This is a genomic window from Rhizobium sp. NFR03, from assembly GCF_900111275.1.
Classification (GTDB): Bacteria; Pseudomonadota; Alphaproteobacteria; order Rhizobiales; family Rhizobiaceae; genus Ferranicluibacter.
In genome coordinates this window covers 387,870-402,797 of the sequence record NZ_FOGR01000004.1, presented here as the reverse complement: position 1 = coordinate 402,797, position 14,928 = coordinate 387,870, and the positions used below count along the sequence as shown (strand labels likewise).

The window sequence follows — 14,928 nt, the reverse complement described above, 5'->3', positions numbered from 1 at the left end:
GACCCTTCACCGGAGCATTTCCATGAAAACCATCCTCAAGGCCGCCTTGCTTGTCGGCTTGGCAGCACCATCGGCCTCAGCCGCAGAGCTGACCGTCATGACCGCCGGCGACCAGAACATGGTCGACTATGTGAACGAATATCTCGGGCCGCTCTTTGAACAGCAGAACCCCGGCAATACGGTGCGGGTGGTTGGCACCGGTCCTGGCGACGCCGGCTCGCAGAAGATCGTCGAGCGCTTCGAGGCACAGTCGAAGGCGGGCTCGCCCACCTGGGATGCCGATGTCGCCGTCGTGCATGAGAAGTTCACCGGCCCCATGGTCAAGGCTGGCTACCTCGAATCCTACCGCTCCAAGATCGATACGGGGGCGCTCGTCACCCGCGCCAATGCCGACATGGCGCTTGGCAGCAATGTCAGTGGCTATGTCATGCCCATGTACAACAGCCAGGCAGCGCTCGCCTACAATCCGGCGCTCGTCGCAAACCCGCCGAAGAGCTATCCCGAGATCGTGGCCTGGGCCAAGGAACATCCAAAGATGTTCGGGTATAACGGCATCAAGGGCGGTGCTTCCGGTGTCAGCTTCGTCATGGGCTGGATCTATGCCTTCGGGAACGGCGACGCGAAGAACTTGATGACGGGTCCGTTCGAGGAGAGCGAAACGCAGAAGTGGGGACCGGCACTGGCCAGCCTCAAGGACTTCACCAAGAATGCGACGCTGACGCCCGGCAATGCCGGCACGCTGGACTTGCTCAGCCGCGGCGAAATCGCCATGGGTCCGGTTTGGGTAGACATGTTCTACTCGTGGCAGGCCAACGGCCAACTGCCTCCGGACTTCAAGCTTGTGCTGCCGAGCCCCGGCATGCCCGGCCAGCCGATGCACTACGTCATCCCGGCCAAGAGCGCCAACGTCGCGTTGGCCGAAAAGTTCGTCCAGCTCGCGACCAGCCCCAAGGTTCAGGCCGAAGGTATCGTTACGCGCTTCAACTGGTATCCGGGCATCGACGCGAAATATGTCCAGGCGGAACTCGACCAGAAGACCTGGGCCAAGCTCTTCACCGACATTTCGCCCGAGGATATCGCCACCAAGGGCAAGCCTTTCCCAATCGCGCCATACAACAACGCTATTCTGGAAGCCTACGAGAAGCAGGTCAGCAACTGATCCTGCGGCGTCTCCAGCACCATGACCGACAGGAGCCGGCCAGCCGCCGGCTCCTTTTTCATCCCATCTCTACGCTATCCGCGTCCATTCAGCCTTGGTGTCCATGTCGAACCGACCTCTGAGCCTCATCCTCGTCGCGCCGGCGCTCTGCGTCATCCTGCTGCTCTTCGTCGTGCCGCTGGCTGCCTCGGTGATCGGCGCCTTCGAAGTCGGGGACGGCTTCGGGCTGGGGAATTTCGTGAAGGCCTCCGAACTCTACACCCAGGACGCCATCTTCACGGTGGTGATCGTCAGCCTGTCGACCGCCCTGATCGGGATCTTCTCCGTCGCCATTGCGGGATATCTGACGCTTGGCGAAAACCCGCGGACAGTGGCGATCCTTCGCTGGCTCTATCGCTGGCCGATGTTCATCCCCTTCATCGTCACCGGGCAGGTCCTGCGCACCTTTCTTGCCAAGAACGGCCTCTTCAACAACGTGCTCATCAGTCTGGGGGCTGTCACGCCGCTCGAGGCTGAAAGCTATCTCGACTGGCGCGGCATCGTCATCGCCTTCGTCTGGAAGCAGACGCCGTTCGTCACGCTGCTGCTTGCCGGCGCCATGGCATCCCTTGATCGCTCGACCATGGAAGCCGCGCGCAATCTCGGCGCCTCGCGGCTGCGGATCCTGTTCGAAATCGTCGTGCCGCAGGTTGCGACCACGCTCCTGGTCGGGCTGATCCTCTCCTTCGTCACGATGATGTCGGTGCTCTCGGTACCGCTGATGATCAACGCCCAATCGCCGACCATGCTGACGACGGATATCGCCTTCCGCATCAACGCCTATGGCGATTACGGTGTCGCGAACGCGCTCGGCCTGGTCTCGCTGGCCATCACATCGGTCGTCGCCTGGATCTATCTGCGTCATGGCGTGAGGAAAAGCCTGTGAGCATCACGTTCAACGGCCTGCCGGCCTCCTTGCAAGCCTCTCTTCGGTTGAGCCATCTCTGGTGGGTGCCGCGCGGGCTCCTGCTCGGTCTCCTCGCCTTCGTCATTTTCGGTCCGCTAACCAATCTCGTGCTCTGGACGGTGGCCGAGCGCTGGTATTTCCCCAATACCCTGCCGATCAGCTACGGCTTCAGTTTTTGGGCCCGGGTGTTCTCGCCGCGCGGCAATGCCATGGAAGCGCTGGGAAACAGCGTGCTGGTGGCCGTGCTTACCGTGGTGCTTGCGCTGGCGCTGGCCATTCCCGCGGGCTTCGCGCTTGCCCGACTGAAGCTTCCGTTTCGCGGGTTGATCCTCATCGCCTTTCTGCTACCGCAGGCCTTTCCGAACCTGCCGGTCTATGTCAACATCGCCCGCGTCTTCTACCAGCTGGGTCTCAACGGGACCATTCTCGGCGTCGTGCTCGTCCATATGACACACGGGCTGGTGTTTGCCGTCTGGATCGCCACGGCCGCGTTTTCCGCCGTTGACGCAGAGCTGGAGCAGGCTGCTCGTTCGGTCGGCGCATCGGCACTCCGCACATTTCGCGACATCACCCTGCCGCTCGCCATGCCGGGCCTGATGGCGAGCGCGATCTTCGTCTTTCTGGAATCTCTTGACGAATTCACCGGCAGCTACTTCGTCGGCGCGCCCGACATCAACATGCTGCCCTTGCTGCTCTATACCGCAAGCGGCGGTGGCAATTACCAGATCGCTTCCATCACCGCTCTGGTGCTGCTCGTCCCCTCAATCGGCTTCATGCTGGTGGTCGAGCGCTTCCTGAAGTCCGACGTCCTGTCGAAGGTAGGGCACTGATCGATGAGACGAGCCAGGCCTTCGCAGGCGCAAGACTTCGTCAGTGCCCAGGATGTGGCGAGGGTCGCCGGCGTGTCCCGATCGGCCGTGTCGCGTGCCTTCACGCCCGGAGCGAGCATTGCGGACGACACACGGCGTAAGGTGATGGCAGCGGCAGAAACGCTCGGCTATCAGGTCAACGACCTCGCCCGCGGCCTTCTCGCCAACAAGAGTCGGCTTGTCGGCCTGGTCGCAACCAAGCCGGAGCTTGGCTTCCGTACGCATCTCGCAGCCGCTTTGACCAAGGCGCTGATTGCGCGCGGCAGTATTCCCCTGATGATCAACACCGGCCAGACCCCGGACGAGCTGCTGGCGGCCCAGCGGGCTCTGTTCGGGCATAGGGCGGAGGCGACGATCATTCTTTCGGGCTCCCCGCCCGCGTCTTTCGTCGATCTCGCGCGCCGGAACGGCCAGCCGCTGGTGGTCATCGGCCGCTCGGAACCGGATGCGGATCATGTCGAGATCGACAACATATCGCCGGCGCGGCAGGCGGCGTCGCTCTTTGCGGCGCGAGGGTTCACCCGTCTTGGTCTCGCCGGCTCACGTTCGGCAACGTCCAGCGTCATCGAGCGCGAAGACGCGTTTCGCGACGAGGCGCAGAGGCTCGGCGTGCAGGTTCTGGCGGTGCGTGGGGGCGAGTCAGACTATGGAGGCGGGCGCGACGCAGGCCGGCAGCTCATGAGCGGGCCGGAGCGACCGCAGGGCATCTTCTGCATCAATGACCTCATGGCGCTCGGCGTGATCGACCACGCCCGGTGTGAGGCGGGGCTTCAGGTGCCGCACGACTTGTCCGTTATCGGCTTTGATGATCTGCCGGAGGCCGGATGGCTGAGCTATGGCCTGACCACTTTCCGTCAGGACCCGATCGAGATGGCCGACAACGCGGTTGCCCTTCTCGATCGTCGCCAGGCCGAGCCCCATCGCCCGCCGGCGCGGGTCCGGATCGCCGCCCCCCTTGTCGTTCGCACCAGTTTCGTCCCGCATCAGCCGTTTCCCGCAGACATCATCGTCTCCCACAAACCCCATGCGTGATCTCGTTCCGTCATGATCAAGCTGATCCACATCACCGATCCGCACCTGCCATATCCCGGCACGTTGCTTCATGGCCTCGATCCGCATGGGAACCTCGATGCATGTCTGCGGCATGTCGATCGGCACCATGACGACGCAGATCTCATCGTCGTCAGCGGGGACCTCAGCGAGCAAGGCGACGTGGCCGCGTACAGGGCGCTGGCGGAGCGGCTCGCCGATGTTCGGGCTCCCGTGCGGCTCATGCTTGGCAACCACGACGATCGTGCCAACTTCCGGACGATCTTCCCGGATGCCTTTGACAAGGGCCGCTTCCTGCAAAGCGTCACGTCCACCGCCGAAGGTCTTGTCGTCACGCTGGATACGCTCGAGCAGGGGTGCGTCGAGGGCCATCTCTGTCTGGAGCGTCTTGCCTGGCTCGACGCCCGGCTCTCGGAGGCAGACGGACAGCCGGTCTTCCTGTTCCTGCATCATCCCCCCTTCGACATCCATATCCCGTCGCTCGATTCCAGTCGGCTGACGGCGAGCGAGGACCTTCTCGCGGTGCTGCGCCGGCACGGAAATGTCCGATATATCTTTGCCGGCCATGTTCATCGTCAGGTTTCCGGCCTCTGGCACGGCATTCCGTTCTCGACCCTTCCCGGCACCAGCCACCAGTCGGCCGCGACCTTTGACGGGGGAGGCTTTGCGATCAGCTTCGAGCCGCCTGCCTATTCCGTCATCTTTTTAAACCGGACCTCCGTCACGATTCACCCCATCCACTTTCTGGAGGGCCTCAACTAAGGGCAAGCGTTCCAGCAGGGACGACGCAAAACGTGCTACCGGATTGCAGAAGGTGGCTCTCGAGCTGGTAGCGTGCAACCGCTTTGAAGGACGGCGCACCGTCGTCTTTCCCCCAATCGTCTGGGCTTACGCGATGGCTAAACAGGTCGACGTATACGATGAAAATCACAAGCGCTAACATACCGAACAGATACGCTGCGAGCGGATAAAATTCGCCGGGTCCGACACGCACTCATGCTTCCGGTACCCGCAAAATCTTCAATCGTCGCTTGCCCTATCCTTCACGACAAGCACTATGCCGCCTGCAACGAGGAAACTAGATCATGTTCATGTCGGCTCCCTTCAGCAATTTCGCTTTCCCTCGAAGATCCCACCTTCTGAGGGGATGGTTCGTCGCAGTTACGGCGCTGGCGAGCCTTACGCCGGCTTCCGCCGCAGATTTAGACTATGTCCACGCCGGCGAGAAGATCGGCACGGTCGAAGACATATATGACGGGACACTGTTGCCCGATGATGCAGTCGCGACGTTCCGGAACATCGATCGGCTGTTTCCGACCCGGGCGATCAGGGCTGGCGGTACCGTGCTGCCGCTGCCAAAGTCCGACAAGCCACTCGGCAACGTCACCTTCGAGATCGAAGGAAAGAAAAACGATCTCTACGACTTCATAGCGCTCGACAGCATCACCGCACTTCTCGTGCTGAAGGACGGCAAAATTGCCTATGAGACCTACCAGCGCGGCAACACTGAAAAGACGCGCTGGATGTCGATGTCGGTGGCAAAATCGATCACCTCAACACTTGCCGCCATTGCCATGAAAGAAGGCCTGCTGGCCGGTCTCGATGCCTCCGTCGCCGATTATGTGCCTGCGCTGAAGGGCAGCGCGTATGACGGCACGAGCGTACGTGACGTGCTGATGATGTCCTCAGGTGTCCGCTGGAACGAGACGTATACCGACCCCGACTCCGACCGACGGGCGCTCCTGAAGTCTCAAATCTCGCAGGTGCCCGGCTCGGCGATGAAGCTGATGGCCAGCCTGCCGCGCGCTGCCGAGCCCGGCACGGTGAACAATTACAGCACCGGGGAGACTCAGGTGCTGGGCGAAATTGTGCGCGGGGCGATTAAGAAGCCGCTGGCCGACTACCTGTCGGAAAAGATCTGGGTACCCTTCGGCATGGAGGCCGATGCCAACTGGTGGCTCGATTCCCCGGACGGGCATGAAATCGGTGGAAGCGGCATAAGCGCCACCTTGCGCGACTACGGCCGCTTCGGCCTGTTCTTCCTGAACGAAGGCAAGATCGGCGGCACTTCGATACTGCCAGACGGCTGGACGAAAGAGGCTTCGCTGCCGACCAAGCTTAAGGACGGCTCGAAGCTGGATTACGGCTACATGTGGTGGACCGGCTGGACGATGCCCTCGATCGCGGACGGCGCCTATGCGGCGATCGGCATCCAAGGGCAAAACATCTACATCAACCCGGCCAAGAACGTCGTGATCGTGACCTTCGGTGCCCAGCCCAAGCCGACCGGCAAGGAGCCGATTGACCCGATGGTCGTCTTCGACGCCGTCGCCGCTGCACTGGACTGAGCCTGGCTGCCTACCAGAAGTGAACGAGTCACCGCCGCTCATCGGTCCGAGCGTGTCGATGAGGATGCAACGTTCGCATCCATGCCATCATTCCCTTTTGTGACGTGAGAGAAGCCGAGCATCAGCATCGGCTTTTCCCTATCACAACGTTCGCATGAGCAGCTTATGGTTGCTTGTAGTTTCTGTTGTATGGTCGCAAAGAACCATTGAAGCGGGCCGTCATGGCCGGCAAAAGACATCACCTCTTCGATACCGGAAAATGAAGGTCTACCCATGCCTCTCCAGCTCTCTCTCGCACGCGACCGAATCTCCGTTCTCCTGCTTGAAGGCATCAGCCAGAGCGCCGTGGATTATTTCACGTCGTGTGGATACACCAACCTTGTGCATCTGCCCAAAGCGCTCGATGACAAGGACCTCAAAGCTCATATCGCCGATGCCCATATCATCGGCATCCGGTCTCGGACGCAGCTCACGGAAGAGATCTTCGACTCCGCCAGGAAGCTCATTGCCGTCGGTTGTTTTTCCGTCGGCACCAATCAGGTCGATCTGGACGCGGCGCGTCACCGCGGAATTCCGGTCTTCAACGCGCCTTATTCGAACACACGCTCTGTAGCCGAACTTGTGATCGGCGAGATCATCATGCTGACGCGGCAGGTCTTTCCGCGTTCGACGTCCGCGCATCAGGGCGGATGGGAAAAATCCGCTGTCGGCAGCCACGAGGTTCGCGGGAAAACCCTCGGCATCGTCGGCTACGGCAATATCGGTTCGCAGCTGAGTGCACTCGCCGAAAGCATGGGGATGGTTGTCCGCTATTTCGATCTTTCCGACAGGCTGCGCCGCGGGAACTCCGAGTCGATGGCGTCGCTTGGCGAGCTTCTCGAGATATCCGACTACGTGACGATGCACGTCCCGGAAACAGCCTCGACGCACAACATGATCACCGAAGCCGAGCTGCGACGCATGAAGAAGGGAGCCATCTTCATCAACAACTCCCGCGGCACAGTGGTCGATCTGGAGGCTCTCGCGAAAGTCCTGAAGGAAGGCCATCTGGCAGGCGCTGCGGTCGATGTGTTTCCCAAGGAGCCGGCATCCAACAACGAGCGTTTCGAAAGCCCGCTGCAGGGCCTGGATAATGTCATTCTCACGCCGCATGTCGGCGGCTCGACCGAAGAGGCCCAGGAGCGTATCGGCGGGGAAGTCGCCAGAAAGCTGGTTGAATATTCCGACATCGGCTCCACGATGGGCGCCGTCAACTTTCCGCAGGTCCAGTTGCCCGAGCGCCCGAACGGGACGCGCTTCATCCACGTCCACGAAAACCGCCCCGGCATGCTCAACCGGTTGAACGAGATCTTCTCGTCGCGCGGGGTGAACATCATCGCCGAGTTCCTGCAAACCCACGGCGATACGGGGTACGTGGTCATCGAAGTCGAGAGCGTAAATCAGGAAGCCGACGAAATCCTTCAGGTGCTACGTGAGATACCCGGAACGATCAGAACGCGATTGCTCTACTGAGACATCGAGTCATGGCAGATGCCGTGGCGACGTGCAGGCGTTAAGCGACGTCATTCCGACACGCGAAAACGTCCGTCACGCCGCCTATCGACCTGATTGAGGATCTCCGCCGCCAGCGCCGCTTTATCCTACGCGCCCTGGCGCAGAGACGCTGCGCCTCAAGCTCGCGTCCTTCCGCAAGTTCCAGCTGAAGGATACCGGCCGTCTCAAGCGGTCCTGTCACGAACACCAGGAGATTGCCGACGCTATCCCTCGACCAGAATGGCAAGGGCGCGAAAGTGCGCTCCGTCGCCATCTTGTCTCGGCGGCACAGGAGGTTCTCCAAAAGCGGCAGCGTCACGAAGAGGAAATGGTCGCAAGGCCATGCTTGCGTGTGAAACGGTCATCTGCGCAGAGACGCAGAAACAGCTTGAGCGATGTCGGTCGCCTCGCGGTATGTTTTGTGAAAATAGGATGTGAAACTCGGTGTCAGGCCGATGTGCCAGAGACCCGGATTGCTGCCAACAGGCGCGTCCGCCAGACTGCGGGTACCGTAGCCCGTGGCAACAATCACCATGTCCGGCACCAGACGGCTGCCATCTTCGAGAATAACGGCATCGGGTTCGAAAGAGCGCACACCGGCGACCACGGAAATCTGTCCACGCCTGATGGCGGCTATCGTTCCGTCATCGACCGGAATGGCGATCTTGTCAGTCACGAGCCGTGTGGCGGCATCATGTATGCTGCGGGGAAAGCCAAGCCGCACGAGGTTGCCGAATGCGAGATACTGGGTCGCCGCGATCACGCGATCGACAAGCGGAACGGGAAGGGTCTGCATGGCGGGAGACAGGCGATGAACGGCGAAGCGGAAAAGTCTCTTCGGCAAGACGGAAGGACCGCGCCGAACCGAGAACCAGACCGGGCCGGTCTTTACGCCACTGAGATGGTTGCAGACGTCGAAGCCGGAGTTTCCGCCGCCCACGACGAGGATGGACCGTCCGGCATAGGTCTTTGCATCGCCGAAATCAGCGGCATGTCGAACGTCGCCGCCGTAGTCCTCCAGCCCATCCCATCTGGGAAGTCGCTTCTCCGTATCACGGCCGACGGCCATGATGACATGCGCCGCGTAAAATTCGCCAGCATCGGAAACGATCCGGAACGAACTCTCATCTTTCCGCGTAACGGAGGAAACCGTGACGCCGTGCCGAATGTCGAATGTATGCTCCCGCGCGAATGTCTGCAGATGGCGCACGACGGCATCGCGCTTTGGAAAGGAACCGGTTCCCTTAGGGTAGCGAGCTCCTGGAAGGGTTGAGAGGTCGCGATGGGTATTCAGCGTCAATTGCGGGTGACGCCGTTGCCAGGAACCGCCGATATCGGGCTCCTGCTCAAGGAGGATGGGCGTAATCCCATGCTGTCGCAGAACGTATGCGGCTGTCAGGCCTGCCAACCCCGCGCCGATAATCACCACATCATGGACATCTGTTGTCAAAACACGCTTCTTTCCAACGCTTTCCGCAGCCTAGGGACTGTGCGCGGCGGCGACAAGATGGCAATGTCCATCGCGGTTACGTAAGTGCAGTTTTTCTGACTCCCTGACGACATTTCCACCAGCCCGATCGCTTCTCCGGAGCCAATATAAATGCCAAGCCTACGTAAGAGGATGGACGCGATCTTCGACGCGCGCCTTCCAAGGCTGTCCGCTGCCGGCCTCGATGCGCAGGCGCGTTTTGACCTCCTTCAGCAGTATGGCGATTTCTCGCTCGCCTATTCGACCTACGCCCAGCCCGATCTGCAGTACTTCGGTGACGCGAACGGCTATATCGCCTATGCAACCAAGATGGGGCACACCTTCGTGCTCGGCGATCCGGTGGCAGATCCTGCGCATCGGGCTGAGTATATCAGGCGTTTCGTCGCAGCCGCCCACGCTCCCTGCTTCGTACAGATTTCGCGCGAGACCGCTGCCGTCCTCGAAACCCTCGGCTATCGCATCAACCATATGGGCGTCGATACCCGGCTGTCGCTGGACACGCATTCCTTCGCCGGCAAGCGGAACGAGACGGTCCGCTATTCCGAGCGCTGGCTCCTTAAAAAGAATTACCGGCTGATCGAATGCGACGGTAGCCTCGCTGACGCACAGAAGGTGCGTGAGATCTCCTCGAACTGGCGCAGCGGTCGTATCGTCAGCCGTCGCGAGATGCGCTTCCTCAACCGTCCCTTCGGCGCGGAACTTACACCGCATATGCGCCGGTTCCTCATCATCGATCCCGCCGGCCATCCGGTTGCTGTCCTCGATTTCGATCCGATCTTCCGGGCAGGCCACGCCATCGGCTACACCGTTGCATTCAAGCGGAAGCTGGCGGGAACGACACCCCATGCGGAGATCGGCCTCACCAAGTTTGCCACGGATCGCTTTATCGCAGAGGGCCGTGAGATCGTCACCTTCGGGCTGTCGCCGCTAGCGGCCATCACCGAAAGCGGCTTTCTGGAAAGCCGCTTCTGGCGAAGCCTGTTCGTACGGGCCTATCATTCCAGGCGTATCAACGCGCGGATCTTCAACCTGCAAGGACAGGCTGCCTTCAAGCGCCGTTTTCATGGCGAGGAAATTGCGACCTATATCGGCTTCAAGCGCAGAACGCCGCTCGAAATCCTCGCGCTTCTGCGCCTTTTGAAGACTTTGTAGCGTCAATGCCTACCAGAGAACATGGCTGCCTGGCTTCACCGTTGTGATCTTCCGTCCGTGCTGGGCACATGTTTCAGGCCGCCCGAGGAGATAAGAACGATGTCGAGATTCATCCGCCGATGTTTCAGGGCATGGCCTTAAGCCAGCGCCATCGGAGGCGTTCTGGCTATTAACGTGTTCGTGTTGGGCCTTTCTTTGCAAAATTTACGTGCCAGAAATAAGTTTTGATGGCTGTGTAACCAAACAGGCATCTTGTGCGTACTTCTTGAGACACAATGAAATCGCGTGAAGGAACTTGCCATGTCTGCCTATCGTCCTCCGAAGATCGCGTCCTCCGAAATCACGCCACAGCAAGCCTATTTGAGACGCCGCGCTTTCCTCATAGGAGCCGGAGGAGCGGGCATGTCCGCAGCGTTCGGCAGCAGTTCCTGGGCGGAAGGGCTGGCGGCGACCAAGAGCAATTATACCGTCGACGAGAAGCTGACGCCCATCGAGGACGTCACGACCTACAACAACTTCTACGAATTCGGTATGGACAAAGCCGATCCGGCCGCGCTGTCGAAGGATTTCAAGCCAAGACCGTGGACGATCAAGGTTGACGGCATGGTGGCGAAGCCGCAGACGTTCGATGTCGATGCGCTGATAAAAGCGTTTCCGCCGGAGGAGCGCGTCTATCGAATGCGTTGCGTGGAAGCTTGGTCGATGGTCATCCCATGGGACGGCTTCCAGCTCTCGAAGGTTCTCGATGCGGTCGAGCCGCTTGGTAGCGCCAAATATGTAGCTTTCGAAACCGTCGTTCGGCCCACCGAGATGCCGGGACAGAACGCGACGTTCGGGTCGCTTCCCTGGCCTTACGTCGAAGGTCTAAGGCTTGACGAGGCACGCAATCCGCTGACGCTTCTGGCGGTCGGCCTGTATGGCGAGACTCTGCCCAATCAAAATGGTGCGCCGGTTCGGCTTGTCGTACCATGGAAGTACGGCTTCAAGGGGATCAAGTCGATCGTCCGCATAACGTTGAGCGACAAACAGCCGCTGAACACCTGGCAGGCGGCGAACTCCGGGGAATACGGCTTCTATGCCAACGTCAATCCGGCCGTGGACCACCCGCGCTGGAGCCAGGCGACAGAGCGGCGTATCGGCGAAGGAGGCTTTTTCAGTTCAAGCCGTCATCCCACCCTGCCTTTCAACGGTTACGCCGACGAGGTCGCCAGCCTCTATTCCGGTATGGATCTCAAGGCGAATTTCTGATGGTCGGACTTTCGCTCAGCCTTCCCAAGCGCTTTCAGCCAGCCTCCGTCTGGGGCCTTTACGTGGTCGGACTGTTACCGGCCGCGTACTGTTTCTATCTGGGCGCGACAGGCAATCTGGGAGCTGATCCTGTCAAGACGTTCGAGCTCTTCCTCGGTTTGTGGGCGATACGTTTTCTTCTCCTGACCCTTGCGGTAACTCCGGTGCGTGATCTCCTCGGATGGAACCTCCTTCGATACAGGCGGGCGCTGGGGCTCATCTGCTTTTATTATGTTGCCATGCATTTCCTGGTCTATGCGGTTCTTGACCAGGCGCTGATGTTCGACGTCATTCTTGACGACATTCTGAAGCGGCCCTTCATTATGTTCGGGATGGCCGGGCTCGTTATGCTGATCGCGCTCGCGGTGACATCGAACAGGTTTTCCATCCGCAGCATGGGCAAGAAATGGGTGTGGCTCCACCGCCTGATTTATGTCATCGCCGCCTGTGCAGCACTGCACTACGCGCTTTCGACGAAGATCCTAACTGTCGAGCAAGTCATCTACATCTGTCTCTTAATTGCGATGATCCTCTATCGCGCCTACAGGCCGATTCTCATGCTCAGGCGCCGCGAGGCACGGTTGCGGCCAGCTACCTGATAGTCGAGCTTCCTCTCTTCCACTCCTTGGCAGCAAAATTAGAAAAATGTTTGAGAAAACGTTTTCTCATTTGACTATTGCTGTGAGAAAAGCTTTTCTCATCTCCAAGATGGAGGAGATGGATGAGGAGCCCTCAGGCGAAACGAGAACGGCAGACGATCCACGATCTGGCTTCAATAGCAGGTGTGAGCATCTCCACGGCCTCCAAGGCGCTGAATGATACCGGACGCATGGGGGAGGAGACACGCGAGCGCGTAAAGCGGATCGCTCGGGAGATCGGGTTCCGGCCAAACGCGCTGGCGCAGGGGTTGCTGTCCAAGCGCAGCTTCACGATCGGTCTTTTGACGAATGATACCTATGGACGCTTTACGCTTCCCGTAATGGCAGGCGTGTCAGAAGCCCTTGTGGATCGTGGGGTGTCCGTTTTTCTGTGCGCCATCGAGGACGATCCGGCGCTTGGACAGGTTCATGTCGAAGCCATGCTCGACAAGCAGGTTGACGGCATCATTGCCACTGGAAAGCGCGTGGACCGGTGCCTGCCGATCGACCTGTCCAATGTGCCTGTCCCGGTTGTCTATGCCTTTACCGAGGGCGGTCCCGACAGCGTGTCCTTCCGGTCGGACGATGCACAAGGTGCTCGACTGGCTATTGAATGGCTGCAAGCCAGCGGGCGGCGCAGGATCGTACACGTCACCGGTCCCGAAGCGTTTTTTTCGGTGCGCGAGCGCTGCGGCGCATTTCGCGCGGTAGCGGGGGAGGATGCTGTCGCCCTTTTCGGGGAGTGGTCGGAAACCTGGGGTCGCGACGCGGTCGAGCAAATCTGGGCGTCGGAAGGCGAGAAGCCCGATGCCCTCTTCTGCGGCAATGACCAGATCGCACGGGGAACGGTAGATGCGCTGCGCGAGCGAGGATTGCGCGTGCCCGACGACGTGGCCGTCATCGGCTTCGACAATTGGGAGATTGTCGCAGGCCAGATGCGCCCACCGCTGACGTCGATCGACATGGAGTTGAAGGAACTCGGCCGACAGGCGGGTCGGACTATCCTGGCGCTTGCCGAAGGCCAGGTGGTGGAGCCGGGCGTAAGAACACTGCCTTGCAGGCTGGTGGTTCGACAATCGTGCGGGGGGCGGAACTCTTTGGAGGCCCGCAGCCTCGAGGATGAGAAGCAAAGGCGCTGAGGAGCGCCACAAGGGAGGAATGACCATGATAAGACAGCTTCTTGCTGCAACGAGCCTGTTCGCGCTGTGTTTGAGCCCGGGCCTTGCCTCGGCTGAGACCATCAATATGTGGGTTCGCACCGGCGTCGGTGACGCCTTCAAGAACGTCGTCGCGGCCTACAATGCGGGCCATGAGAACAAGGTCGAGCTGACGGAGGTGCCCTTCTCCGAACTCGTGCAGAAATACGCGACCTCCATTGCCGGCGGGCAAGCACCCGACGCGATTTCGATGGACCTGATCTACACGCCGACATTCGCCGCGGCCGGCCAGCTCGAAGATCTGACCGACTGGGCAAAAAGTCTGCCCTACTTCAACTCTCTCTCGCCGTCCCATGTTCGCCTCGGCACCTATCAGGACAGAATCTACGGGCTGCCGCTGTCGGTCGAGACCTCCGTTTTCGCCTGGAACAAGGACCTCTACCGCAAAGCTGGTCTCGATCCGGAAAAGGCGCCTGCGACCTGGGACGAGATCACGGCTAATGCCGAGAAGATCCGCGCACTGGGCGACGATATCTACGGCTTCTATTTCTCGGGTGGCGGTTGCGGCGGCTGCATGATCTTCACGTTCACCCCGCTCGTCTGGGGCGCCGGCGTCGATATCCTCTCAGCCGACGGCAAGACGGCGACTCTGGATACGCCGGAAATGCGCAAGGCGGTGGATATTTACCGCAACATGGTCAAGAAGGACCTCGTGCCGGCTGGTGCGGCCAGCGACAACGGAACGAACTTCCTGTCCTTCACCAATGGCAAGATCGGCCAGCAAAGCCTCGGTGCCTTTGCTATCGGCACGCTCGTGACCGAACATCCGACAATCGATTTCGGGGTGACGCTCATACCCGGCGTCAGCGGCACGCCCTCGTCCTTTGCCGGCGGCGACAATGTGGTGGTGACCAAGGGTACGACCAAGCTCGAGCCGGTCAAAGCCTTCATCGAGTACACCTATTCGGAAGAAGGCCAGAAGATCATGGCCAAGTACGGTAGTCTGCCAACCCGCGGTGATATCGCCGAACAGGTTCTGAAGGGTCTGGATCCCCGCATGGAAGTCGGCATGAAAGCGATCGCGGTCGCAAAGACGCCGTATACCTTGCAGTTCAACGATCTGATCAACAGCGCGAACGGGCCTTGGGCGACCTTCATCAACGCCGCGATCTTCAGCGACGACGTCGACGGGGCTTTTTCTTCAGCACAGTCCGAGATGCAGTCGATCATCGATAGCGGCCAGTGATCCTCCCCACTGGACGCCGAAGAGCGGAGGGGATGCGTCCCCTCCGCTCGCTTC

The 14,928-nt window shown here is 60.3% G+C and carries 13 protein-coding genes and 1 pseudogene; 13 read left to right on the top strand and 1 reads right to left on the bottom strand.

Going from position 1 to position 14,928, the window contains the following annotated elements:
• Nucleotides 1–22 precede the first annotated feature (22 nt).
• The 7 genes from BSG19_RS15030 (at nt 23) to serA (ending at nt 7,884) form a co-directional block, all read left to right on the top strand.
• Nucleotides 23–1,159, top strand: coding sequence for an ABC transporter substrate-binding protein (locus BSG19_RS15030; RefSeq protein WP_092988821.1), 1,137 nt, complete (start codon nt 23–25; stop codon nt 1,157–1,159).
• A 103-nt stretch (nt 1,160–1,262) separates the two neighbouring features.
• Nucleotides 1,263–2,084, top strand: a complete 822-nt coding sequence (locus tag BSG19_RS15025; protein ID WP_092988820.1) for an ABC transporter permease — start codon at nt 1,263–1,265, stop codon at nt 2,082–2,084.
• A 47-nt stretch (nt 2,085–2,131) separates the two neighbouring features.
• A complete protein-coding gene (locus BSG19_RS15020; protein WP_092989100.1) occupies nt 2,132–2,935 on the top strand; it encodes an ABC transporter permease in 804 nt (267 codons plus the stop codon).
• 3 nt (nt 2,936–2,938) lie between these two features.
• Nucleotides 2,939–4,006, top strand: a complete 1,068-nt coding sequence (locus BSG19_RS15015; protein ID WP_092988819.1) for a LacI family DNA-binding transcriptional regulator — start codon at nt 2,939–2,941, stop codon at nt 4,004–4,006.
• Nucleotides 4,007–4,018: 12 nt separating this feature from the next.
• A complete protein-coding gene (locus tag BSG19_RS15010; RefSeq protein ID WP_092988818.1) occupies nt 4,019–4,786 on the top strand; it encodes a phosphodiesterase in 768 nt (255 codons plus the stop codon).
• 581 nt (nt 4,787–5,367) lie between these two features.
• The gene (locus BSG19_RS15000; RefSeq protein WP_244529262.1) at nt 5,368–6,372 is read left to right on the top strand and encodes a serine hydrolase domain-containing protein; all 1,005 of its coding nucleotides are present in this window, start codon (nt 5,368–5,370) and stop codon (nt 6,370–6,372) included.
• Nucleotides 6,373–6,645: 273 nt separating this feature from the next.
• On the top strand, nt 6,646–7,884 hold the full coding sequence (gene serA / locus BSG19_RS14995) for a phosphoglycerate dehydrogenase (RefSeq protein ID WP_092988816.1): 1,239 nt from the start codon (nt 6,646–6,648) through the stop codon (nt 7,882–7,884).
• Between the two features lie 382 nt (nt 7,885–8,266).
• On the opposite strand, the gene BSG19_RS14985 is transcribed toward serA, so the two are convergent.
• Nucleotides 8,267–9,286: a flavin-containing monooxygenase gene (locus BSG19_RS14985; RefSeq protein ID WP_244529286.1), complete on the bottom strand. Its 1,020-nt coding sequence runs from the start codon at nt 9,284–9,286 to the stop codon at nt 8,267–8,269.
• Here BSG19_RS14985 and BSG19_RS26375 point away from each other — a divergent pair.
• The 6 genes and pseudogenes from BSG19_RS26375 (at nt 9,188) to BSG19_RS14960 (ending at nt 14,874) form a co-directional block, all read left to right on the top strand.
• Entirely contained in the window at nt 9,188–9,439 is a 252-nt protein-coding gene (locus tag BSG19_RS26375) for a hypothetical protein (protein ID WP_244529291.1), read from the top strand. The genes BSG19_RS14985 and BSG19_RS26375 overlap by 99 nt on opposite strands.
• Nucleotides 9,440–9,505: 66 nt before the next feature.
• Nucleotides 9,506–10,546 carry a phosphatidylglycerol lysyltransferase domain-containing protein gene (locus BSG19_RS14980; protein ID WP_092988813.1) on the top strand — a complete coding sequence of 347 codons (1,041 nt, stop codon included), beginning with the start codon at nt 9,506–9,508 and terminating at the stop codon, nt 10,544–10,546.
• A 300-nt stretch (nt 10,547–10,846) separates the two neighbouring features.
• On the top strand, nt 10,847–11,794 hold the full coding sequence (gene msrP, locus BSG19_RS14975) for a protein-methionine-sulfoxide reductase catalytic subunit MsrP (RefSeq protein ID WP_092989098.1): 948 nt from the start codon (nt 10,847–10,849) through the stop codon (nt 11,792–11,794).
• Nucleotides 11,794–12,432 (top strand): protein-methionine-sulfoxide reductase heme-binding subunit MsrQ, encoded by a 639-nt coding sequence (gene msrQ, locus BSG19_RS14970; protein ID WP_092988812.1) that lies wholly within the window; start codon nt 11,794–11,796, stop codon nt 12,430–12,432. Before msrP ends, msrQ begins: the two co-directional genes overlap by 1 nt.
• Before the next feature lie 109 nt (nt 12,433–12,541).
• Nucleotides 12,542–13,610, top strand: a pseudogene (locus BSG19_RS14965) (LacI family DNA-binding transcriptional regulator).
• A gap of 25 nt (nt 13,611–13,635) precedes the next feature.
• A complete protein-coding gene (locus tag BSG19_RS14960) occupies nt 13,636–14,874 on the top strand; it encodes an ABC transporter substrate-binding protein (RefSeq protein WP_092989097.1) in 1,239 nt (412 codons plus the stop codon).
• Nucleotides 14,875–14,928: the final 54 nt, after the last annotated feature.